This window comes from Arthrobacter senegalensis (genome assembly GCF_059091765.1).
The window spans coordinates 490812-513868 of sequence record NZ_JBNHGZ010000003.1; the positions used below are offsets into that span (position 1 = coordinate 490812).

General features: G+C 68.7%; 19 protein-coding genes. 7 read left to right on the forward strand and 12 right to left on the reverse strand.

Translation table 11 applies throughout. From position 1 onward, the window contains the following. Positions 1-193 precede the first annotated feature (193 nt). Positions 194-1444: an APC family permease gene (locus AC5RVG_RS12425; protein WP_493999817.1), complete on the forward strand. Its 1251-nt coding sequence runs from the start codon at positions 194-196 to the stop codon at positions 1442-1444. A gap of 84 nt (positions 1445-1528) precedes the next feature. On the opposite strand, the gene hisS is transcribed toward AC5RVG_RS12425, so the two are convergent. Further along, the gene (gene hisS, locus AC5RVG_RS12430; protein ID WP_494014060.1) at positions 1529-2878 is read right to left on the reverse strand and encodes a histidine--tRNA ligase; all 1350 of its coding nucleotides are present in this window, start codon (positions 2876-2878) and stop codon (positions 1529-1531) included. Between the two features lie 195 nt (positions 2879-3073). On the opposite strand from hisS, the gene AC5RVG_RS12435 reads away from it, so the two are divergent. The 3 genes from AC5RVG_RS12435 to AC5RVG_RS12445 all read left to right on the forward strand — a co-directional run bounded on the left by AC5RVG_RS12435 (position 3074) and on the right by AC5RVG_RS12445 (position 6291). Next, on the forward strand, positions 3074-3859 hold the full coding sequence (locus AC5RVG_RS12435) for a peptidylprolyl isomerase (protein WP_494014061.1): 786 nt from the start codon (positions 3074-3076) through the stop codon (positions 3857-3859). Between the two features lie 63 nt (positions 3860-3922). Further along, complete coding sequence (locus tag AC5RVG_RS12440; protein WP_494014062.1) at positions 3923-5581, forward strand: DUF349 domain-containing protein; 1659 nt, start codon at positions 3923-3925, stop codon at positions 5579-5581. A 98-nt stretch (positions 5582-5679) separates the two neighbouring features. After that, positions 5680-6291, forward strand: a complete 612-nt coding sequence (locus AC5RVG_RS12445) for a type IV toxin-antitoxin system AbiEi family antitoxin (protein WP_494014063.1) — start codon at positions 5680-5682, stop codon at positions 6289-6291. A 58-nt stretch (positions 6292-6349) separates the two neighbouring features. Here AC5RVG_RS12445 and AC5RVG_RS12450 read toward each other — a convergent pair whose 3' ends face one another. The 9 genes from AC5RVG_RS12450 to pdxT all read right to left on the reverse strand — a co-directional run bounded on the left by AC5RVG_RS12450 (position 6350) and on the right by pdxT (position 16149). Beyond that, on the reverse strand, positions 6350-8560 hold the full coding sequence (locus AC5RVG_RS12450) for a RelA/SpoT family protein (RefSeq protein ID WP_494014064.1): 2211 nt from the start codon (positions 8558-8560) through the stop codon (positions 6350-6352). Positions 8561-8830: 270 nt separating this feature from the next. Continuing rightward, positions 8831-9826, reverse strand: coding sequence for a protein translocase subunit SecF (gene secF, locus AC5RVG_RS12455; protein ID WP_494014065.1), 996 nt, complete (start codon positions 9824-9826; stop codon positions 8831-8833). Continuing rightward, complete coding sequence (gene secD / locus AC5RVG_RS12460) at positions 9827-11554, reverse strand: protein translocase subunit SecD (RefSeq protein WP_494014066.1); 1728 nt, start codon at positions 11552-11554, stop codon at positions 9827-9829. It abuts the gene before it with no gap. 111 nt (positions 11555-11665) lie between these two features. Next, positions 11666-12109 carry a preprotein translocase subunit YajC gene (gene yajC, locus AC5RVG_RS12465; RefSeq protein ID WP_493999825.1) on the reverse strand — a complete coding sequence of 148 codons (444 nt, stop codon included), beginning with the start codon at positions 12107-12109 and terminating at the stop codon, positions 11666-11668. A 142-nt stretch (positions 12110-12251) separates the two neighbouring features. Beyond that, positions 12252-13337, reverse strand: a complete 1086-nt coding sequence (gene ruvB, locus AC5RVG_RS12470; RefSeq protein WP_494014067.1) for a Holliday junction branch migration DNA helicase RuvB — start codon at positions 13335-13337, stop codon at positions 12252-12254. 1 nt (position 13338) lies between these two features. Then, positions 13339-13974 (reverse strand): Holliday junction branch migration protein RuvA, encoded by a 636-nt coding sequence (ruvA, locus tag AC5RVG_RS12475; RefSeq protein ID WP_494014068.1) that lies wholly within the window; start codon positions 13972-13974, stop codon positions 13339-13341. Between the two features lie 164 nt (positions 13975-14138). Continuing rightward, a complete protein-coding gene (gene ruvC / locus AC5RVG_RS12480) occupies positions 14139-14699 on the reverse strand; it encodes a crossover junction endodeoxyribonuclease RuvC (protein WP_493999827.1) in 561 nt (186 codons plus the stop codon). 26 nt (positions 14700-14725) lie between these two features. Continuing rightward, on the reverse strand, positions 14726-15481 hold the full coding sequence (locus tag AC5RVG_RS12485) for a YebC/PmpR family DNA-binding transcriptional regulator (RefSeq protein ID WP_494014069.1): 756 nt from the start codon (positions 15479-15481) through the stop codon (positions 14726-14728). 2 nt (positions 15482-15483) lie between these two features. Continuing rightward, on the reverse strand, positions 15484-16149 hold the full coding sequence (gene pdxT / locus AC5RVG_RS12490; protein ID WP_494014070.1) for a pyridoxal 5'-phosphate synthase glutaminase subunit PdxT: 666 nt from the start codon (positions 16147-16149) through the stop codon (positions 15484-15486). A 173-nt stretch (positions 16150-16322) separates the two neighbouring features. Between pdxT and AC5RVG_RS12495 the strand changes: the two genes are divergently transcribed. Together AC5RVG_RS12495 and AC5RVG_RS12500 are read left to right on the forward strand one after the other, a co-directional pair. Beyond that, on the forward strand, positions 16323-17618 hold the full coding sequence (locus AC5RVG_RS12495; RefSeq protein WP_494014071.1) for a MurT ligase domain-containing protein: 1296 nt from the start codon (positions 16323-16325) through the stop codon (positions 17616-17618). Continuing rightward, the gene (locus AC5RVG_RS12500; RefSeq protein ID WP_493999831.1) at positions 17618-18340 is read left to right on the forward strand and encodes a type 1 glutamine amidotransferase; all 723 of its coding nucleotides are present in this window, start codon (positions 17618-17620) and stop codon (positions 18338-18340) included. Before AC5RVG_RS12495 ends, AC5RVG_RS12500 begins: the two co-directional genes overlap by 1 nt. Before the next feature lie 76 nt (positions 18341-18416). On the opposite strand, the gene AC5RVG_RS12505 is transcribed toward AC5RVG_RS12500, so the two are convergent. Beyond that, entirely contained in the window at positions 18417-19790 is a 1374-nt protein-coding gene (locus AC5RVG_RS12505) for a CapA family protein (RefSeq protein ID WP_494014072.1), read from the reverse strand. A 102-nt stretch (positions 19791-19892) separates the two neighbouring features. Here AC5RVG_RS12505 and AC5RVG_RS12510 point away from each other — a divergent pair, with 102 nt between their 5' ends. Next, positions 19893-21941 carry a M3 family metallopeptidase gene (locus AC5RVG_RS12510; RefSeq protein WP_494014073.1) on the forward strand — a complete coding sequence of 683 codons (2049 nt, stop codon included), beginning with the start codon at positions 19893-19895 and terminating at the stop codon, positions 21939-21941. 88 nt (positions 21942-22029) lie between these two features. On the opposite strand, the gene pdxS is transcribed toward AC5RVG_RS12510, so the two are convergent. Continuing rightward, complete coding sequence (gene pdxS, locus AC5RVG_RS12515; RefSeq protein ID WP_494014074.1) at positions 22030-22944, reverse strand: pyridoxal 5'-phosphate synthase lyase subunit PdxS; 915 nt, start codon at positions 22942-22944, stop codon at positions 22030-22032. Positions 22945-23057: the final 113 nt, after the last annotated feature.

Genomic DNA, 23057 nt, shown 5'->3' on the forward strand with positions numbered 1-23057 from the left:
CGATTCGCTCATCTGTTCGCCGCCCGCTGTTTACCTGGTGCGGCGGCGGGGTACGGCTATGGTGAGTGGAGATGTAGACGAGTTTACCGTTGATCAAGCTGCGCCCCGGACCTCGGCTGCCGCCGCGCGAGGGGAAATGGCCCGGACCGGCCGGCCGGCGCCGGGGCGCAGCGGGCAAGGAGCTGGAGCAACTGTGAGTAGTGAATCGTCGCTGGAACGCCGCCTCGGCGGGGTCGACGCGACCACCGTGGGCGTCGGATCCATGATTGGTGCCGGCGTCTTCGTGGTGTTTGGTCCCGCGGCCGCCGCGGCCGGTTCGTGGCTGCCGCTGGCGCTGGGCATCGCGGCGTTCGTGGCCTATTGCAACGCGGCGGCGACCGCACAGCTGGCCGCCCTCTACCCCACCAGCGGCGGCACGTACATTTACGGACGGAAGCGGCTGGGCGAATGGCCCGGCTTCCTGGCCGGCTGGAGCTTCGTGACCGGCAAGATTGCCTCCTGCGCGGCCATGGCCCTGACCTTCGGCCTCTACGTTTTCCCGGAGTATGCCACGGCCGCTGCCGTGGCCGCGGTCGTCGTGCTGACCTCGATCAACCTGCTGGGCATCACCCGGACCGCTTGGGTGACCCGGTGGATCGTGTCGTTCGTGGCCGCCGTGCTGGTGTTCGCGGTCGTTGTGGCCTTCGACGCCGATCCGGTCGGGGTCCCGGGCGGGCAGATCGCCACGTCCCCGTATGGTGTGCTGCAGGCCGCAGGGCTGTTCTTCTTCGCCTTCGCCGGCTACGCCAGAATCGCCACCATGGGCGAAGAGATCCGGGAACCGAAGAAGCTGATTCCGCTCGCTATTTTCTCCGCGCTGCTGATTACCTTCGTGCTCTACGTGCTGATCGGCCTGGGACTGCTGCGCTACCTGGGACCCGAGCTGCTGGCGGAGAGCGATGCCCCGCTGCGCGCCGTCATGGAGGAGGTCGGCGGCGGCGTGGGCACCACGGCCATGGGCATCGCAGTCGCCCTCGCCAGCCTGGGCGCCCTGCTGGCGCTGATCGCCGGTGTCGGCCGGACCACGTTCGCCATGGCCCGGGAAGGCGACCTGCCGCGCGTCTTCGCCACGGTGGGCACCCGGTTCAAGGTTCCGTGGGCGGCGGACCTGGTGGTGGCCGCCGTCGTCATTTTCCTGCTGCTCACCCAGGATGTGCTCGCCGTGGTGGGGCTCTCCAGCTTCGGCGTGCTGATTTACTACAGCGTCACGAATGCGGCCGCCCTCACCCTCGACGAGCGGCCCTGGCACGCGCCGAAACTGCTGAATGTCGCAGGGCTCCTCGGCTGCCTGCTGCTGGCCTTCACCCTGCCGGTCACGTCCGTGGTGATGATGCTGGCCGTGCTCGGCGCGGGCGTGGTCGGCCGCGCGGCGCTGGCGCCGGTCCGCCGCCGTCCGGGCGGCTGAGCGGGGTCGCCGCCAACCGCGGCGGCTGAGCGGGGTCGCCGCCAACCGCGGCTGCTGAGCAGGGCCGCCCGACCGCGGCCGCCCTTAGTGGGCGGCCGCGGTGATCTGCGGGGCCAGATCCTCCGCCGGAGGGGTCCAGACCGCCGGATCCGCCGCGGCCTGGTCGCCGGAGCGAATGTCCTTGACCTCGTGGCTGAGGCTGCCGTCGTCGGCCACGGAGGTGAACCAGACGTAGGGGATGCCGCGGCGGTCCGCGTACTTGATCTGCTTGCCGAACTTGTCTGCCTTCGCGGCCACCTCCACGCTGATGCCGCGTGAACGCAGCTCCCCCGCCACGTCCTGGGCCTGCGACCAGCTGTCCTCGTTGGCCAGGGCGACCAGCACGGTCGTCGGCACCTGCCGGGACGCCACGGCGAACTCCTGTCCCAGGATCCGCATGACCAGCCGGGTCACGCCGATGGAGAGGCCGACGCCGGGAAAGGTCCGGTTGCCCTTGGCCGCCAGCGCGTCGTAACGGCCTCCGGAGCAGATGGATCCCAGCTGCTCATGGCCCACAAGGACGGTTTCGTAGACCGTGCCGGTGTAATAGTCCAGGCCGCGGGCGATGCTCAGGTCGGCCAGCACCTTGCCCGGGGCGCGCCGGTGCGCCTCGCCGATGACTTCCTCCAACTCGGCCAGGCCGGTGTCCAGCAGCTCGTGCCGGACTCCGAGCGCCCGCACCTGGTCCACGAAGGAGGTGTCCTCGGTGCGGATGGATGCCAGCTTCAGCGCGGCCTGCGCCTGTTCGTCGGTGGCGCCCAGTTCTTCCTGCAGCAGCGCGGCAACCTTCTCGGGACCGATCTTCTCCAGCTTGTCGATGCTGCGCAGTACCCCGGCGGTGTCGGTCAGCCCGATCCCGCGGTAGAAGCCCTCGGCCAGCTTCCGGTTGTTTACGCGCAGCTTGAACTCGGGGATGGGCAGCGCGCTGAGGGCCTCGACGATGACCAGCGCCAGCTCCACGTCGTAGCGGAAGGGCAGCTCGCCGTCGCCCACCACGTCGATGTCCGCCTGGGTGAACTCGCGGGCCCGGCCCTCCTGCGGACGCTCGCCCCGCCAGACCTTCTGGATCTGGTACCGGCGGAACGGGAAGGCCAAGTGGCCGGCGTTCTCCACGACGTAGCGGGCGAACGGGACCGTAAGGTCGAAATGCAGGGCCAGCTTGTCCTCGGACTTGCCCTCGGATTCGTCGGCCTGCAGGCGGTGCAGGCCGTAAACCTCTTTGTCGATCTCGCCCTTGCGCAGCAGCTGGGCCACGGTTTCGACGGCGCGGGTCTCGATGGAGGAGAAACCGTGCAGCTCAAACGTCCGGCGCAGGGAATCCAGAACATGCAGCTCCACAAGCCTCTCCTGCGGAAGCCATTCCGGGAAGCCTGACAGGGAGGCCTTGCGTGCCATACGGACGTATCTCCTAGTAGATGAGGGGTAAGGATGAGGCGGGTGCATTGAAGCCGGCGGCAGTGCTGCGGCACTGGATCGCTAGACTGGCTGCTGGACCAGTTTAAGGCCTGCCACGGCAGCGGAACCAAACGCGCTGCCGGGCGCCGCCCCGGCGCCGGGCGGAGTCTATTAGCGCAACGACCAGGAGGAGCTTTGGCCCGGAGCCGTCATGACCGCGAAACCCGGCGCCGCATTGCCCGGATGGAGGCCAAACGCGACCTGCGCCGGCAGCAGGCGGCGCGGCGCAAGCGCGACAACATCATCGGCGGCGCAGCCTTGGCGGCACTGGTAGTCGGCGGCGTGATCGTGCAGATGACCGTGTTCGCCTCGAACCCCACTCCGTCCGAGGTGGAACAGGTCCGCCGGGGCCTCGAAGACCCGCAAGGCGTCGCCTCGCCCTCCGCGAACGCGGCCGGCATCCCGTCGCCGGAGATCGCCGAGGGAAAGGTCTTCAACGGCACCATCGCCACGAACGAGGGCGATATCGGTGTGGAACTGGACGGCAACGTGGCGCCGCAGGCGGCAGCGGTCTTCAGCACCTTGGCCCGGGACGGTTTCTTCGAGGGCAAGACCTGCCACCGGCTCACCACCGCCGCCAGCATGGGCGTGCTGCAGTGCGGTTCCGTGGACGGGGCCGGCGGCGGCGATCCCGCATACCAGTGGGGCCCGGTGGAGAACACCCCCGAAGACGGCGTGTATCCGGCCGGCACAATCGCCGTCGCCCGCGGTGCCGATACCTACAGCAACGGGACGCAGTTCTTCATTGCGTGGAAAGATTCCACCATCCCGCAAGATACCGGCGGCTACACGATTATGGGTAAGGTAACCGAAGGGCTGGACGTCATCGAGCAGATCGCGGCCGGAGGCGTCGAGGATGCCGACAGCCAGGACGGCCCGCCTAAGATACCGGTAACAATAGAGTCGTTCACCCTCCAGTGAGCACCCCACCACGATGGTGCCGCTGAATACGCGGCCCCAGGCACAAGCGAAAGAGTTCTAGCGGTGACACCCAGTCAGCAATCCGACGAAGCAGCCCAGACCGCCCAGACCGAACAAGCCGCAAACGGTTTGGCAGCGGAACAGGTTCCGACCGACCAAACGGCAAACGGCTCGGCAGCCGGCCAGCCGCCTGCCGCAGAGGCGGCACCCGCTGAGCCGGCAACCGAGCAGGCCCCGGCCCCAGAGGCAGCAATCGCTCCGGCACTGGACCGGGCCGCAGAGGCGGCGCCGCAGGCCACCGAGGACGAGGCCCCGGCCGCGCCCTCCCCCAGTGCCCCGAAGCCGGCAGGCAAACCGGCCCCGAAGCCCGCCCCGGGCCGCAAGCCCACGCCGGCGGCCATGCCGGGAAAGATTGCTGCCGCTGCCCCCGCACAGCACGTCATCCCTGTTCCGGCGGTCGCCTCCACACCGCTGTCCGAGGCGTCCAAGTGGGCCCGCGTCACCGACGACGGCCACGTCTTCCTGCTTGTCGACGGGCAGGAACATCCGGTCGGACAGTACCCGGACGCCAGCAAGGACGAGGCGCTGGCCTACTTCGTGCGCAAGTATGACGACGTGGCGGCCCAGGCTGCCCTGCTGGAACAGCGGGTCGAAGCCAAGGCTCCCTCCAACGACATGCACAAGACCCTTGAGCATCTGAAGGCCCAGGTGGCCGAGCGGCACATGGTGGGCGACGTGCCCGCGCTCGAGTCCCGGCTGGCGAAACTTGGCTCAGCCATCAGCGAACTGCAGAAGGCCGAGAAGGCAAACCAGGAAGCCCAGCGAGCCGCAGAACTGGCGGCCCGCGAAGCCATCGTCGCCGAAGCCGAGGAGATCGCCGGCAAGGACCCGTCGTCGGTGCAGTGGAAAACCAGCAGCGCCCGCATGAACGAACTCTTCGATGCGTGGAAGGCCGCCCAGAAGAACGGCATCCGGCTGGGCCGCAGCACCGAGGACGCACTGTGGAAACGCTTCCGCTCGGCACGGACGGTCTTTGATCGGCACCGCCGCGCGTTCTTCAGCCAACTGGACAGCGACAACGCCGCGGCAAAGGCCGCCAAGGAAGCCCTGATCGCCCGGGCCGAAGAGCTTTCCACCTCCACGGACTGGGGCCACACCGCGGCCGAGTACCGGAAGCTGATGGACGATTGGAAGGCATCCAAGCGCGCCAGCCGCAAGGACGACGACGCGCTCTGGGCCAGGTTCCGGGCGGCGCAGGACAGGTTCTTCGCGGCACGCCAGGCCGCCAACGAGGCAATCGACCAGGAGTTCGCCGCCAACCTGGTGGTCAAGGAAGCGCTGGTCGCCGAGGCGCAGGCGCTGCTGCCAGTGACCGACCTGTCCGCAGCCAAGAAGGCCCTGCAGTCCATCCGTGATCGTTGGGAGGAAGCCGGCAAGGTTCCGCGCGGCGACATGCAGCGGATCGATGCCGGCCTGCGCAAGGTCGAGGATGCGGTCAAGGCCGCGGAGGACGATCACTGGCGCCGGACGAATCCGGAGACCAAGGCCCGCACCAACAGTGCCCTGTCCCAGCTCGAGTCGGCCATCGCCGGGCTCGAGGATGACCTGGCTCAGGCCGAAAAGGCCGGCGACCAGCGGCGGATCGCCAAGGCCCGGGAGGCCTTGGAGGCGCGCCGCCAGTGGCTCGACACGCTGCAGCGCTCAGCGGAGGACTTCTCCTAGAGGACTAAGCCCTACACAACCCGAGGGCCCCCGAACGGCTTTCCACAAGGCGTTCGGGGGCCCTTCGGCTGTCCCGGCCCGTTTGGCATGCTGTCTGCATGGCCCGTCTACATCCCGCCGCCATGGCGGCTGAACGTACCGCCCAGGCCGTGCCGGCGGTACTGCGGCCGGGGCATCCGTTCAGCCGCAGCGAACTTGAGTGCATGCGTCTGGAGGGCCTCTTGGTCAACGTCTACGGTCCGGCGTTTGCCTTGCCATGGGAGCCGATCACGCCCCGACACCGTGCGGCAGCCGCGTACTTCAGCCTGCCCGGGCATGTCCGCCGGAAAGTGGTGCTGGGGAGGATGACGGCGGCATGGGTCTACGGCTGCGCGCCGGCCCCGCAGAAACTCTCGGTGCTGCTGGACCACCGGCACAGGACCACGTCGCAGGGCAGGTATCGCCTTGCCCTGATCCACGAAGTGACACTTGGCCCCCTGGATACCGTGACCATCGGCGGGGTCCCGGTGAGCACGCCGCTGAGGACCGCACTGGACGTGGCCCTGCACGTTCCGGACCAAGAGGCCATCCCCGTGTTGCGGGCGCTGGCCGGGGCCAGCGGGCTCGACTGCCCGCTGGACGCCGTCCGGCAGGCGGTGGAGGCGAGGCCGAGGCTGCCGGGCAAGGCCCGGGCCCTGCAGCGCCTGGACTCGGCGACGGGTACGGCCTGACGGCGGGAATGCTCCTGCGCGCCGGCCGCGGAGTGGCGTCCCACCGCGGGCGGGCGGATCAGCGGCGCTGGGACCCCGAGGTGCGGTACACGTCGTAGACGCCGTCGATACGCCGGACCGCGCTGAGCACATGGCTGAGGTACTTCGGGTCGCCCATCTCGAAGGAGAACCGCGAGATCGCGAGCCGGTCGCTCGAGGTATGCACCGTGGCGGAGAGGATATTGACGTGGTTCTCGGCGAGCACCCGGGTGACATCGGAGAGCAGGCTCTTGCGGTCCAGGGCCTCGACCTGGATCTCCACCAGGAACACGCTGGACTGGGTGGGCGCCCAGGCGACATCGACGATCCGGTCGGGGCTTTCGCGCAGCTCTGCCACGTTGCGGCAGTCGGACCGGTGCACCGACACCCCCGAGCCCCGGGTGACGAACCCGATGATGGGATCCGGCGGGACCGGGGTACAGCACCGGGCCAGCTTGACCCAGACGTCGCCGACCCCTACGACGGTGACGCCGGAGTCCGGATGCTTCGGCCGCCTGACCGTCGTCGGGAGCGACGGCTCGGCCTCCTCGACCGCCTCGCGTCCGCCGAGCAGGCCGACCAAATGCTCGATCACGTTCTGGGCGGACGTATGGCCGTCGCCCACGGCAGCGTACAGCGCCGACACGTCTGCATGGTGAAGTTCCTGCGCCACCGACATCAACGCGTCGTGCGTCATCATCTTCTGCAGCGGCAGGTTCTGCTTCCGCATGGCGCGGGTGAGCTGGTCCTTGCCCTTTTCGATCGCCTCTTCGCGGCGCTCCTTGGTGAACCATTGGCGGATCTTGTTCCGTGCCCGCGGGCTCTTGACGAAGCCCTGCCAATCCTGGCTGGGACCGGCGCCCTCCGCCTTGGAGGTGAAGATCTCCACCCAGTCGCCGTGGCTAAGTTCGCTGTTCAGCGGGACCAGCTTGCCGTTGACCCGCGCACCGATCGTGCGGTGGCCGACCTCGGTGTGCACGGCATAGGCGAAGTCCACCGGCGTTGATCCTGCCGGCAGCGCCATGACTTCGCCCTTGGGCGTGAAGACGAAGACTTCCTTGGCGTTGATTTCGAACCGGAGGGAGTCCAGGAACTCGGCGGGGTCGCTGGTCTCCTGCTGCCAGTCGACCAGGCTGCGCAGCCAGCCCATGTCACCGCCGTCGGCCGTCCCGCCGCGGGCGATGTCCTTGTACTTCCAGTGGGCCGCGACGCCGTACTCGGCGCGGCGGTGCATCTCGTGGGTGCGGATCTGGATTTCCACCGGCTTGCCGCCCGGGCCGATCACCGTGGTGTGCAGCGACTGGTACATGTTGAACTTGGGCATGGCGATGTAGTCTTTGAACCGGCCGGGCAGCGGGTTCCAGCGCGCATGCAGGGCACCGAGTGCCGCATAGCAGTCGCGGACCGTATCCACCAGTACCCGGATGCCCATCAGGTCGTGGATGTCGTCGAAGTCCTTACCCCGCACGATCATCTTCTGGTAGATGGAGTAGTAGTGCTTGGGCCGGCCGGTAATCGTGGCCTTGATCTTCACGGCGCGCAGGTCGTCGCCGATCTTGGTGCGCAGCGTCGTCAGGTACTTCTCCCGCTCGGGGGTGCGCTCCCCCACCATCCGCACGATCTCTTCGTAGACCTTCGGGTGCAGGGCCGCAAAGGAGAGATCTTCAAGCTCCCACTTGATGGTGTTCATGCCCAGCCGGTGCGCCAACGGGGCGAAGATCTCCAGGGTTTCGCGCGCCTTCTTCGCCGACGACTCCGGCGAGACAAAGCGCCAGGTCCGGGCGTTGTGCAACCGGTCGGCCAGCTTGATCACCAGGACGCGGATGTCCTTGGCCATCGCCACGACCATCTTGCGCACGGTCTCGGACTGGGCCGCGTCACCGAACTGCACCTTGTCCAGCTTGGTGACGCCGTCAACCAGCATCGCAATCTCCGGACCGAACTCCGCCTTCAGGTCGGCGAGCGTGTACTCGGTGTCTTCGACGGTGTCGTGCAGCAGGGCGGCGGCCAGCGTCGTGCCCGTCATGCCCAGTTCCGCGAGGATCGTGGCCACAGCCACCGGGTGGGTGATATACGGGTCGCCGCTCTTGCGTTTCTGCCCGCGGTGGCTGCGCTCGGCCACCACGAAGGCGCGGTGGATCAGGTCGAAGTCCTCGCGTGGGTTGTTGGCCCGGACGGTGCGCAGCAGCGGCTCCAGGATGGGCGAGTAGCTGGTCCCGCCCCGGCCGGCCAGCCGGGCAAGCCGGGACATCGTCCGTTCCCGGCGCCCCGGGAAGGCATGGCGCACCGGTGCGTTGCCCGGGACTTCGGCGGCCGCGGGCACCACAGAAGGACCAGGATCCGGTGTCACACCGGCGTCACTGGCCTGGTCTGTCGACCTGAGGTGTTCGGCCAATCCGTCCCGCCTTCCCGATGAGTCCTGGAACCGACGCTACAGCCCGCAGGGCAGCGGCGCACAGCCCAGCACTGTTCCGCAAACCATTCTATGCTCGTCCGGCGGCCCGGGCGTTCCGGTGCGGCGTCACCGGACGGGGGCGGCCTCGGTGCGGCGCCGTTCTTCCACCTTCTTGGCCTGCTTGAGCAGCGCCGGTTCCTTGGCCCGGAGCCGCGCATACATCGGCGCCGCAATGAAGATTGTGGTGGCGGTGCCGATGATGATGCCGATGAACAGTGCCAGGGACACGTCCTTCAACGTGCCGGCGCCGAGCAGGAACGCGCCGATGAACAAGATGGCGGCGACCGGCAGGACGGCGACCACGGAGGTGTTGATGGACCGGACCAGGGTCTGGTTCACGGCGAGGTTGACCTCCTCCGCGAAGGTCCTCCTGGTGGACTTGTCCAGGTCTTCCGTGTTCTCGCGGATCTTGTCGAAGACCACCACGGTGTCGTACAGCGAGTACCCCAAAATGGTCAGGAAGCCGATGATCGCCGAGGGCGTCACCTCGAAGTCGCTCAGCGAATAGATGCCGGCGGTCACGATGAGCACCACCACCAGGCCGCTGAGCGCGGCGACGGACATCTTCCAGGTCCGGAAGTACAGCGCCATCATGATCGCCGCCAGGACAACGAACACCACCAGGCCCCAGATCGCCTGCCGGGTCACGTCGGCACCCCAGGTGGGACCGACGTACGAGGACGTCACCTCGTCTGACTCGACGTCGTAGGCTTCGACGAGGGCGTCGCGCAGTTCCAGGGTCTGGTCGTCGTCCAGGCGCTCGGTCTGGATCCGCATGGTCCCCGGGGCGATGTTCGTCACGCGGGGATCGGCATCCGCCGCGACTTGGGCCACGGCCGCCTCGCCGGGACCGACGTCGGTGTTTTCCACGTTGGACACGGTGAACTCGGAGCCGCCGCGGAAGTCGATGCCCAGGTTGAACCCGCCCTTGACGAACGGCACCACGATGGACAGGAGGATCGCGGCGGCGGCAATGCCGAACCAGAGCCTGTACTTGGAGACAAAGTCGTAGGAGCGCTTGCCGGTGTAGAGATCGTTGCCCCACTTAGCAAAGTTGGCCATTTAGTTGCTCTCCTTGTCGGACCCGCGGCCCGCGCCGCTGGTGGCGCGCTGCTTCTCGGCCGCCCGGCGTTCGGCGATGGTCTGGCGGCGGTCGGCTTCGGCAGCCGCCGCGGCGTTCTTGGCCCGCACCGGCACCTTGCGTTCGCCGGGCTGGCGGATCCGGCCCGCCCCGCGGTACAGCGGCACCGCGTCCAGCAGGCGCGGATCCAGGCCGGAGAAGCGGTGGCCCTCGCCGAAGAACTTGGTGCGTGCCAGCAGCTGCATGGTCGGGTGCGTGAACATGAAGACCACCAGGAGGTCGGCCACCGCGGTCAGGCCCAGCGTGAACGCAAAACCGCGCACGTTGCCCACCGCCACGAAGTAGAGCACGACGGCGGCCAGCAGGTTGACCGCCTTGGAAGCCAGCACGGTTTGCCGTGCGCGCTTCCAGCCGTTGTCCACGGCCGAGACCAGGCCCCGGCCCTCGCGCAGTTCGTCGCGGATGCGTTCGAAGTAGACGATGAAGGAGTCGGCGGTCTGGCCGATCGCCACGATCAGGCCGGCGACCCCGGCCAACGACAGCCGGTAGTTTTCGGTCCAGCCCAGGATGGCAATCGCCAGATAGGTCAAAATGCCGGCCACCACCAGCGACGCGATGGTCACCAGGCCGAGCATGCGGTACTGGAAGATCGAGTAGGCGGCGACCAGCACCAGGCCGATAAGCCCGGCGATCAGGCCCATCCGCAACTGGTCGGCGCCCAGCGTGGCGGAAATCTGCTGCTCGCTCTGGATCTCGAAGCTGATCGGCAGTGCGCCGTACTTCAGCTGCTCGGAGAGGACACGGGCCGATTCTTCCGTGAAGTTGCCGGTGATCTGCGGCTTGCCGTCCGGGATGACCGCGTTGGTCGTGGGAGCGGAAATCACCTCGCCGTCCAGCACGATGGCGAACTGGTTCTGGGCGCCGGAGAGCCCGAACAACCGTTCGGTCACTTCCTTGAAGGTTGCGGTTCCCTCGCTGTTGAACTCGATGTTCACCGCCCACTGGTTCAGCGTCTGTCCCTGGGTGCCGCGCACCTGGCCAAAGCTGGAGTCGGCGATGTCGGTGCCGGGCACCTCCACCGGGCCCAGGATGTACTTCATGCCGGTATCCGGTTCACAGGCGACCGTCGGCTTGGCCGGGTCGGCCGGCTCGGTCTCCTCTGCGGCCGCGGCCGGGTCAAGGCACTCCAACGCCTCGAACTCCTGGTAGAGCTCCGGGGTGATCCAGTTCAGGTCGCTGGCGTTCTTCGGTTCGGCCGCCGGTTTCGGAAGGTCCGCTTCGGGCGTCCGCTCCTCCTCCGGAACGGCGGAACCCGGTGCAACGGTGAGCACCGGGCGGAATTCCATGGCGGCCGAAGCCTGGATCAGTTCGCGGGTCCGCTGGTCCGGGACACCGGGCAGGCTGACCACCACGTTGCGGCCGGACTGCGTGGTGATCTCGGCCTCGGCCACGCCGGATCCGTCGACGCGCTGGCGGATGATCTCCACGGCCTGGTTGAGCTGCTCGGCGGTGATCTCGCCTCCGCCGCCCTGGACCTGCGGAGCCAGGATCATCTGGGTGCCGCCCTCAAGGTCGAGCGCCAGCTTGGGCGCCCAGCTTGCCTGGCCGGTGAATACACCGCTGCCCAGGATGACGGTGCCGGCGGCCAGGAGCACACCAAGCCAGATAAGTGTCCGCCGCGCAATGCTGGTGGAACCGGATCGTGCCATGGAAGATCTTTCTCTCATCGGCTCAGTCGGCCGGAGGAACCGGCCGGTACATGGCGAAGTGGCGGGGCATGCCCCGCCACTGCACGCCTATACGGCTAAGCCGTCGCTGGCCTACTTGGTGTCTTTGTTCTGCTCTTCGTTGAGCCGCTTAAGGGTGTCCTCGGCGGATTCCTCCGGGCGCGTAGCGCTTTCCGCGGTGAGGGACGAGGCGTCGTCGGGAACCTCGGGGGCCTCCGGCGTCACGACTTCGTTCACCGCCTGGGTGTGCACGGTGGCGGTGTTGCCCGGCGACAGTTCAAGGACCACCTTGTTGTTGTCGGGGTCGAGGGAAACGACGGTGCCGAAGAGGCCGAACTGAGTCATCACCTCCGTGCCCGGCACCATCTGCTCCTTGATGCGCTCGGCCTTTTCGCGCATCTGCGCCTGGACCTTCTTCTGCTTGCGGAACATGAAGAAGATCATCAGCGCGAAAACGGCGAACAGGGCGATGGTCATCACGTCGATGCCGCCCGACTGCTGCTGGGGAGTGGTGCCGGTGAAGAGATTTACGAACACAGGGAAGTTCCGTCCTAGAAGTCTGGAGCGGACCGGTAGGAAAATCCGGACCGTGTACGCAGCCTGCCGCGTCCCGTGGGGGACGGCGCACTCCGCACGTTCCTACCATTCTACGCGGTGACCGCCCTGACGCGGTCAAGCTTCAGTTTTCGGCGAAATCCGTGTCCGGCTCCAGCAGTTCCGAGAGCAGGTCTTCGGTCTGTCCCGCGGCCAGGTGATCCGGCACCGCCAGCCCCAGGTGTTGCCAGGCCGCGGCGGTGGCGATCCGTCCGCGCGGCGTCCGGCCGAGCAGCCCTTCGCGGACCAAGTAGGGCTCGGCCACCGTCTCCACCGTCTCGGTTTCCTCGCCGACGGCTATGGCCAGGGTGGACAAACCGACGGGCCCGCCGCCGAACTTGGTGATCAGGGCGGTCAGCACCGCCCGGTCCAGCCGGTCCAGTCCCCGTTCGTCGACTTCGTACATATCGAGCGCCGCCGCTGCCGCACGCGCATCGATCTCCTCGATCTTGTGCACAAGGGCCCAGTCCCGCACCCGGCGCAGCAGACGGTTGGCGATGCGGGGCGTGCCGCGGGAGCGCCCGGCGATCTCGGCGAAACCAGCCGAACTGACCTTGAGGTCCAGCAGCATGGCCGAGCGGCGGAGCACCAGCTCAAGCTCCGCGACGGCGTAGAACCCCAAGTGCCCGGTGAAGCCGAACCGATCGCGCAGCGGCCCCGGCAGCAGCCCGGCCCTCGTCGTGGCCCCGACGAGGGTGAACGGCGGCAGGTCGAGCGGGATGGCGGTGGCGCCGGCTCCCTTGCCCACCACGATGTCCACCCGGAAGTCCTCCATCGCCATGTAGAGCATTTCCTCTGCCGGCCGCGACATCCGGTGGATCTCATCCAGGAAGAAGATCTCCCCTTCGGTCAGCGACGACAGGATCGCCGCCAGGTCGCCCGCGTGCTGGATCGCCGGTCCGGAGCTGATGCGCAGCGGCGCGTTCATTTCCGCGGCGATGATCATGGCCAGCGTGGTCTTGCCCAGTCCGGGCGGGCCGGACAGCAGGACATGGTCGGCTGTCCGTTCGCGGATCCGGGACGCCTCCAGCACCAGCGACAGCTGCTGGCGGACCCGGGTCTGGCCCACGAAATCGTCCAGGTTCTTGGGGCGCAGCGCCGATTCGATCGCCCGTTCTTCGGTTTCCGACGTGTTGGCGACCAGCCGGTTGTTCTCGGAATCCTCCGCCACGCTAGTTCACTCCCGCGGTCCGCCGGGACGCGCCGGTCCGGGCGCCGTCCTGGCCGAGCCTGCGCAGGGTCAGCCGCAGCAAGTCGCCCACGTTGCCTGCCGCTGCCGCCTCCGGATTTTCCTCGGCGGTGGTGTCCACCGCCGCGGCGGCGTCCTTCTCGGACCAGCCCAGGCCGGCCAGGGCCTCCTGCACCTGTCCCTTCCAGCCGCCCTTCTGCTGGGGGGCCTGCTCGCCGGTGGGGATCAGCTTCCCGGCCAGCTCGAGCACGATCCGGCCGGCGAGCTTCGGCCCGATGCCCGGAACCTTGGTGAACGCCTTGCTGTCCCCCTCCGCGGCGGCAACCCTCAGCGCCTCGGGCGAGTGCACCGACAGCGCCGCCAGGCCCAGCCTCGGGCCGACCCCGCTGACCGAGATGAGGGTTTCAAAAACTTCCCGTTGCGCTGCGTCCTCGAAGCCGAACAGCGTCATGGAGTCTTCGCGCACAATCATGGTGGTGGCCAGTTCGGCCTCCCGCCCCACGAACAGCGTGCCCAAGGTCTGCGGCGTCGCCTGGACGAGCATGCCGAATCCGTTGACGTCGATCACGGCCGATTGCAATCCCACGTGGGCGACGACGCCGCGCAACGAGCTAATCATGAACTCAACTCCCAATTCCGGCACTGCGGCCCGGAGTCCGCCCCGCGGGCAGCACGGCGGCGGATTGTCCGAACATATCTACGAATAGCTTACGGGGCAGCACGGACATTGCCGGCCACCGCCACACCGTGGCACCGGTTCCGGCGGCCGCCGCCGGCCCCACGTCAGCGGCGGGTGCGCTTGGCCTTCGCTTCGGCCTCCGCCCAGAGCCGCTGCGCCGTCGTCATCCCGCCGCCTGCAGCCGGTCTCGCAGCTCCGCCGCGCCAGGCATGGGTGATGGCCAGCGCCAGGGCGTCCGCGGCATCGGCCGGGCGCGGCGGGGTGTCCAGCCGAAGGATCCGGGTCACCATCTTGGTCACGGCGGCTTTGTCCGCCTGCCCGTTGCCGGTGACCGCCGCTTTCACCTCGGTGGGCGTGTGCAGCGCGACGGCGATCCCGCGGCGTGCTGCCGCCGCGATGACCACCCCGGATGCCTGCGCGGTGCCCATCACGGTACTGACATTGGTCTGGCTGAAGACGCGTTCGACGGCGAGCACGTCCGGGGTGTGCGCGTCGAGCCATTCGTCGATCGCGTCGGCAATCTTCAGCAGGCGCAGCTCCAGCGCCATGTCCGGGGTGGTCCCCACCACACCGACGTCCACAAGGGAGGAGCGCCGGTTCGGTTCAACATCGACCACGCCCAGGCCGCAGCGGGTCAGGCCCGGGTCCACTCCCAGCACGCGCATGACGGGCGCCGACGGCCGGACCGGTGTCAGTCGTTCTCGATTTCGGCGAGGACGTCCGCGCTGATGTCGGCGTTGGAGTAGACGTTCTGGACGTCGTCCAGGTCCTCGAGGGCATCCACCAGCTTCATGAACTTCCGGGCCGCGTCCGCGTCGAGCTCCACGGCCATCGAGGACACGAACTCGATCTCGTCGGTTTCGTATTCGATGCCGGCTTCTTCCAGTGCGGCCACGACGGCGCGCAGGTCCGTGGGATCGGCGTGGACCTCGAAGTTGTCGCCCTGCTCCTTGACTTCCTCCGCGCCGGCTTCGAGCACCGCCATCAGAAGGTCGTCTTCCGTGAGTTCGTTCCTGGGCAGGGCCACCACGCCCTTGCGGGAGAACATGTAGGACACCGACCCCGGGTCGGCAATGGTGCCGCCGTTGCGGGTGATGGCCAGGCGAACCTCCGAGGCGGCCCGGTTCTTGTTGTCGGTGAGGCACTCGATTAGCACAGCGGAGCCCTGCGGCCCGCGGGCCTCGTAGATGATTTCGCTGTAGTCCACCGTTTCGCCGGTCAGGCCGGCACCGCGCTTGACCGCGCGGTCGATGTTGTCGTTGGGAACCGAGGTCTTCTTGGCCTTTTGGACGGCCAGTTCCAGCGCGGGGTTGCCGGACATGTCCGCTCCCCCGTTGCGCGCCGCTACCTCAATGTTCTTGATCAGCTTCGCGAACGACTTGGCACGCCTGGCGTCGATCACGGCCTTCTTGTGCTTGGTGGTTGCCCACTTGGAGTGTCCGGCCATGCTTACGCCTCTCCTCTGACGATGCGGATGAAAAGTTCGTGGATGCGGCGCTCCCCCGTAATCTCCGGGTGGAAGGATGTCGCCAGCAGATGCCGCGAACGCACTGCCACTATTCTAGCTGTCCCGTGCAAAGTGTCGGTGTGGGAGGCCTCCTCCGGCTGGACGGCAGCCAGGACCTCCACGCCCTTGCCCACGCGTTCCACCCAGGGCGCACGGATGAACACGGCGTGGACCGGCGCCGGGTCCTGGCCGGGAGACGCCGCGCTGAACTCCAGGCCCCGGAAGTCCAGATCGGACTCGAACGATTCGCGCTGCCGGCCGAAGGCGTTCCGACGCACCGTAATGTCCAAGCCGCCCAGCGTCTGCTGCGGTTCGCCCTTCAGGTCGGTGGCCGGGTCTGCAATCTCCCGGGCCAGCATGATCATGCCCGCGCACGAACCGTAGACCGGCATGCCCGCCTCGATCCGCCCCTTCAGCGGGTCGGCCAGCTCAAAGATGCGGGTGAGCTTGTCGATCGTCGTGGATTCACCGCCGGGGATGACCAGGCCGTCCACGGCCGCCAGTTCCGCAGGCCGGCGCACCGGCACCGCCGCGGCGCCGCTGTGCTCCAGGACGGATAGATGTTCGCGGACATCGCCCTGCAGGGCAAGCACACCAATCGTGACCACGGTGACGGTTCCTCGGAGTTCGCATCGGGGCCGCCTCAGTGGCGGCCGTACGGAAAAACAGTAGTGCCAACCGGTCCAGCGGTGTTAAACGGTGCCCCCTCCCCTGTGGTGACCGTCACTGTTCGGCCCGGGCCGACGGCGCCGGGGCACGGCGGCTTGTATAGTCTCTACTCATGCGACACCTCCTTGCGACCGTTGCCGGAAAGGCCGTAAAGGCGGTAGCCAGGCTCCGCGGCGGCGGTTCCGCACTGCCCGGCCTGGTGGCCGAAAAAATCGATCCGCAGTTCCTGCCGCGCACGCTCGGCGAGCTGCCGCGCGGCGTCGTGGTGATCAGCGGGACGAACGGCAAAACCACTACCACCAAGATGGTGGTGGAGCTGTTGCAGGGGCAGGGCCTGAAGGTGTTCACGAACCGGACGGGCAGCAACTTCACCCGCGGCGTGGTCGCTGCCGTGCTGGGCGACTCCGACGCCCGGGGCCGGCTTGACGCGGACATTGCCGTGTTGGAGCTGGACGAGGCTCACGCGGTTCACTTCGTCAAACTGGTGGCCCCGCGCTACAGCCTGCTGCTCAACGTCATGCGCGACCAGCTGGACCGCTTTGGCGAAATCGAAACGACCGCGGGTTTCCTCCGGCAGATCGCCGCGGCGACGACCGAGGCAGTGGTACTGAACCGGGAAGACCCGCGCATCGCGGCGCTGGCGGGCGCCGTGGCCGCGCCGCGGGTCGAATACTTCGGCCTGGCGCCGCAGCTGCGCCACATGTTTCCGCACGACGACGAAATGCGGTCCGCCGCCTCCGCCGGCCCATCCGGCGCCACCGCCGCCGACGCCGGCCGGCCGAGCGCCGACGTCGTGCTCTCGGCCTGCGAAGGGGCCGCCGCAACCTTCCAGCTGGACGGCCGCGAGCTCGAGGTCGAGCTGAAGCTGACCGGCGTCTACAACGTGTTCAACGCCGCCGCGGCGTTGGTGCTGGCGCGGACCGTGTTGGGCCCCGCGGTGGACGAGCCGGAACTGCTGGCGTCGCTGGAGAACGTGACGCCGGCCTTCGGCCGCGGCGAATCGCTGACCGTCAACGGCCAGCCGCTGGACCTGGTGCTGGTGAAGAACCCAGCCGGCTTCCGGCTGGCACTGAAGTCCTTCCCCGCCGCCGGCTACCGGACCATGATCGCCATTAACGACAACTACGCGGACGGGCGGGACATGTCCTGGCTGTGGGACGTCGACTTCGATTCGCTGCGGGACACCGGCGTGGCCGAGGTCTCCGGGGTCCGGGCACGCGACATGGGGCTGCGCCTCTTCTACGAGGACGTTCCGGTGGACCGGGTGGACACCGACCTCAATGCCTCGCTGCAGCGGTTCATTGCGGGCGGTCCGGAGACGCCGAAGCGCATCTACTGCACCTACACCGCCATGCTGGCGCTGCGCCGCGAGCTCGGCAAACTGACCGAAGTGGAAGTGGTCTCCTGATGGACGCTCCTGTTATCGACCTGCTCCAGCTCTACCCGCGGGACATGAACATCTACGGCGACTGGGGGAATGTCCTGGTGCTGCGCAAGCGCCTGGAGCTGCGCGGATACGACGTCCGGCTGCACGAGTACAACCCCGGCGACGCGTTCCCCGAGCAGGTGGACCTGATCGTGGGCGGCGGCGGCCAGGACTCCGGCCAGAACAAGATCCAGGCCGACCTGCTGGCCCAGGGCGGCCGGCTGCGGGAGCTGGCCGAGGACGGCCTGCCGATGCTGGCGGTCTGCGGCCTCTACCAGCTGTTCGGCCACCGGTTCACCACCCACACCGGCGAGGTCATCACCGGCATCGGGCTGCTCGATGCCGAAACCGTGGGCGGGCCCACCCGGTTGATCGGCAACACCGTGCTCGAAAGCGGCGAGTTCGGCACGGTTATCGGGTACGAGAACCACAGCGGACTGACCACCCTCGGCAGCGATGTCCGGCCGTTGGGACGGGTCACCAAGGGCCAGGGCAACAACGGCACCGACGGCACCGAGGGAGCCCGCTACCGGAACGTCATTGCCACCTACCTGCACGGTTCCCTGCTGCCCAAGAACCCGGCCGTGGCCGACTACCTGATCCGCCACGCCGTCGAGCGGCGCTACGGCAGCTTCAACGACGTGCCGCTGGACATTCCGCATGAGGCCGAAGCCCGCGCCGACGCGGCCGCCCGTCCGCGCTGACGCCGGCGGACGCTGACGCTTGGCAGCCACTGACGCCAGGCCGTCGCTAAGCCAGTCCGGGCGACGGCCCGCGGCGTCAATCGCCGCTGAGCAGCCACTCGCGGGCGACGTCCGTCGGGGCTCCCATGGACTCGACGGTCGCCTTGGTCCGTAGCCGGCTGGCCGCGTCCGCCTGTTCGGACACGCACCAGTCCCCGGACTTCGCGGCTGCCGCCAGCGCATCCGCTGCCACCGGGCACCAGCGGTGCCCGGGTCCGTCGAACGTGGCCGGCAGCCAGTCCAGCCCCGCCACCTCCCAGGCGCCGTCGTCGCCGGCCTGGCTGAACCTGGCCCGAACCATCAACCCCTCGGTGTTGAGGATGTTCGGGGTTGCATGCGCGGCGAGGGTGTTGCCCAGCCCGTAGACGATCCAGGTGCCGTCGTAGCGCTCAATCGGCTGGACGGAGTGGCTGTGGTGCCCGTACACCAAGGAGAACTCGCCGCTGTCGGCCAACGCGTGGGCAACCTCCTGCTGTTGCGGGCTGGCGTAGGCGGTGTATTCGTCCCCGGCATGCACCGCTCCCAAGACGATGTCCGCGCCCTGCGCCCGGGCCTTCCTGGCCTTGGCGATCATCGCCCGGGGATCCAGCACGTCCACCTGCCAGGGCCGGTCCGGCTCCAGCCCGTTCAGCGAGAAGGTGCCGGTGATGACCGCGATCCGCGCGGCCGGGGTGTCCAGGACCAGTACCTCCTCGGCCTCGGCCGCGCTGGCGTAGGTGCCCGTGTGTTCCAGGCCGCGCGCGTCCAGCGCCTGCAGGGTCCGTTCCAGGCCGGCGGTGCCGTGGTCGAACGCGTGGTTGCTGGCGGTGGTGCAGGCGTCGTAGCCCAGGGCGGCGGCGGCGTCGAGGATCTGCGGCGGCGCGTTAAACGCCGGGTAGCCGGAGTACGGTCCGTCGTCACCGGCCAACGGGGTTTCCAGCTGGCAGACGGCGAGGTCGGCGGTGTCCAGGTATTGCTCCTGGGCCGCCAACATCGGCTCGAAGTCCAAGGTTCCTTTCCCGGTCCGCCGGGCGTCGGCGGCCGCCTGCTCCCAGAGCGGCTCGTGCAGCAGCAGGTCGCCGGTGAGGGCCACGGTGGCGCAGCGGATTCCCGGGCACGCCGGGCCCGCGCCGGCCGTCGCCGCCGGCTCCGGGGCGGGCTCCGGTGCGGAGGTCGACGGCGGTGTCTCCCCCGCGCCGCCGCTCCCCGGTGGGCCGGATCCGGAGGGCACCGCCACCGGCTTGGTGTCGGCCGGCCCTGTGCCGGGCGGTCCGGCGGCCTCCCGCCCCGGGCCGCAGCCGGCCAGCAGCAGGGCCGCGATGGCCAACGCCGCCGCCGGTGCGGGAGTCCGCGACACCGCTGCCCGGTGAATGCATCGGCCCGGTTCCCGCACCGGGGAACCGGCCGGTCCCTCGGGCGGCTGCCTGTTCATGCCGCAAGTGTAAGTCCGGCTGTGCCGTGCACCACGGCGGCGCGGCGGCGTGCCCCCGGCAGGTACGGCGGGGACGCCGGGTACCCATGGCAAAGTGGTGGCATGGCCAACCCCTTCCTGGAACCCAGTGTCCTCCCCTATGAGCTGCCCGATTTCGCCGCGATCCGCCTTGAACACTATCCGGAAGCGTTCGAGGCCGGGTTCCGCGAGCAACTGGCGGAAATCGAGGCGATCGCGGCCAATCCGGCACCGGCGACGTTCGAGAACACCGCCGTCGCCTTCGAACGGTCCGGCCGCACGCTGTACCGGGTGAGCGCCGTGCTGGACAACTTCGCCGCCGCCGACGCCACCGACGACGTGATGGAGCTGCAGCAACGGATGGCCCCGCAGCGGGCCGCCCACCGTGACAACATCTACCTGCATGCGGCGCTCTACCGGCGGGTCTCGGCGGTCGACGAAGCCGCCGAAGGCCTCGAGGGCGAAGACCTGCGCCTTCTCACCGAGCTGCGCAAGAAGTTCCGCCGGGCCGGCGCCCAGCTCCCTCCGGCAGACCAGGAGCGGCTGCGCGCCATGAACGTGGAGCTGTCGGAGCTGGACGCGGAGTACTCGCGGGAATTGCTAACCGCCGGCAATGCCGCCGCGGTACATGTCACCGACCGCGCACAACTGGCCGGGCTCGCCGACGACGACCTGACCGCCGCCGAACTCGCGGCGCGGGACGCCGGTTACGACGACGGATGGCTACTGGTCCTGACCCTGCCAACCGCCCAGCCGGCGCTGGAAACCCTCACCGACCGCGGCACCCGCCGCCGCCTGCATGAGGCATCGGTGGGCCGCGGCGAAGCGGGCCACCGGACGCTGGAGCTGGCGGCCCGCACGGCGGAGCTGCGGGCCGAGCGGGCCGCGCTGCTCGGCTTCGCCAATCATGCCGAGTATGTGCTGGACGGGCAGACGGCGCCCTCGCTCGCGGCCGTGCAGGACATGCTGGCGCGGCTCGTCCCGCCGTCCGTCGCCAACGCCCGCGCCGAGGCGGAGATCCTCGCCGAGGCGGCCGGCCACCCCCTCGAGCCGTGGGACTGGGCCTACTATGCGGAGGTTGTGCGCCGCCGCGACTACAGCGTGGACCTGGCCGGACTGCGGCAGTACTTCGAGCTCGAACGCGTGCTCGCCGACGGCGTCTTCTTCGCCGCCAACCGGTTGTACGGGCTGCGGTTCGAGGCCAGGCCGGACCTCGCCGCCTATCATCCGCAGGCCCGGATCTGGGAAGTGATGGACGACGACGGTGCCCGGCTGGGCCTGTTCATCGGCGACTTCCATACCCGGGACACGAAGAACGGCGGTGCCTGGATGGATTCGCTGGTCGAGCAGTCCCACCTGCTGGGACAGCGCGCCGTCGTGATGAACAACCTGAACATCCCGAAGCCCGCTCCCGGCGAGCCGGCCCTGCTCAGCTACGACAACGTGGTGACGCTTTTCCACGAGTTCGGCCATGCGCTGCACGGCCTGCTGTCCCGGGTGGAGTACCCCGGCCTCTCGGGCACCAACGTGCCCCGGGACTTCGTGGAGTACCCGTCGCAGGTCAACGAGATGTGGATGCTGGAGCCGGAGGTCGCCGGCAACTACGCCAGGCACCACCTGACCGGCGAGCCGCTGCCGCGGGAGGTGGTGGACCGCATCAAGGCTGCGCAGCTGTGGGGCGAAGGCTTTGCCACCACCGAGTACCTGGCCGCGTGCGTGCTCGACCTGGCCTGGCACAGCCTGCCCGCCGGGCAGCGGGTCGAGGATCCGCCGGCCTTCGAACGGCAGGCACTGGCCGACGCCGGAATTGACCTGCCCCTGGTCCCGCCGCGCTACCGCACCGGCTACTTTAAGCACATCTTCGCCGGCGGCTACGCGGCGGGCTACTACTCCTACCTGTGGAGCGAAATCCTCGACGCCGACACGGTCGCCTGGTTCGCCGAAAACGGCGGACTCCGGCGCAGCAACGGAGACCGTTTCCGCCGCGAACTGCTCTCACGGGGCAACAGCATCGACCCGCTGCAGGCCTACCGGAGCTTCCGCGGACGGGACGCCGACCTCGCGCCGCTGCTGGCCAGGCGCGGCCTCGACCGGGACAGCAGCGCCCCGGCCGGCCGCTGGGACGTCCGGTAACGGCGGCCCCGTAAGGGCGGCCCCCGGAAACGGCGAACGCCCGGTACCGCACTGTCGTGCGGGACCGGGCGTTCGCCGTCGTCGGTATTTACCAGCCGCGCTCGGCGAGGCGGTGCGGCTGCGGGATCTCGTCCACGTTGATGCCGACCATGGCCTCGCCCAGCCCGCGCGAGACCTTGGCGATGACATCCGGGTCGTCGTGGAAGGTGGTGGCCTTGACGATCGCGGCGGCGCGCTCGGCCGGGTTGCCGGACTTGAAGATGCCGGAGCCGACGAACACGCCGTCGGCGCCCAGCTGCATCATCATCGCGGCGTCGGCCGGGGTGGCGATGCCGCCGGCGGTAAACAGCACCACGGGCAGCTTGCCGGTGGCGGCGATTTCCTTGACCAGCTCGTACGGGGCCTGCAGTTCCTTCGCGGCCACGTACAGTTCGTCTTCGGGCATTGCCGACAGGCGCTTGATCTCGGAGCGGATCTGGCGCATGTGGCCGGTGGCGTTGGAGACGTCGCCGGTGCCGGCTTCGCCCTTGGAACGGATCATGGCCGCGCCCTCGTTGATGCGGCGCAGGGCCTCGCCCAGGTTGGTGGCGCCGCAGACGAAGGGAACGGTGAAGTTCCACTTGTCGATGTGGTTGGTGTAGTCGGCCGGGGTCAGCACCTCGGACTCGTCGATGTAATCCACGCCGAGGGACTGCAGCACCTGCGCCTCGACGAAGTGGCCGATGCGGGCCTTGGCCATCACCGGGATGGAGACGGCGTCGATGATGCCGTCCACCATGTCCGGATCGCTCATCCGGGACACGCCGCCCTGGGCGCGGATATCCGCCGGAACGCGTTCAAGGGCCATCACGGCCACCGCACCGGCGTCTTCGGCGATGCGGGCCTGTTCGGGAGTCACGACGTCCATGATGACGCCGCCCTTCAACATTTCGGCCATGCCCCGCTTGACGCGGCTGCTGCCGGTCACGGGCGCGTGAGTTGAAGTTTCTTCACTGCTGGACACTAAAAGCCCCTAGGAGTCGGTAGGAAACGTACACCTCATCATACGTCCGGCCCGGTGCGCTGGGTCACCGATGACGTAACCTTCCTCGGGGCCCTAACCGGGGGCCTGGGCGG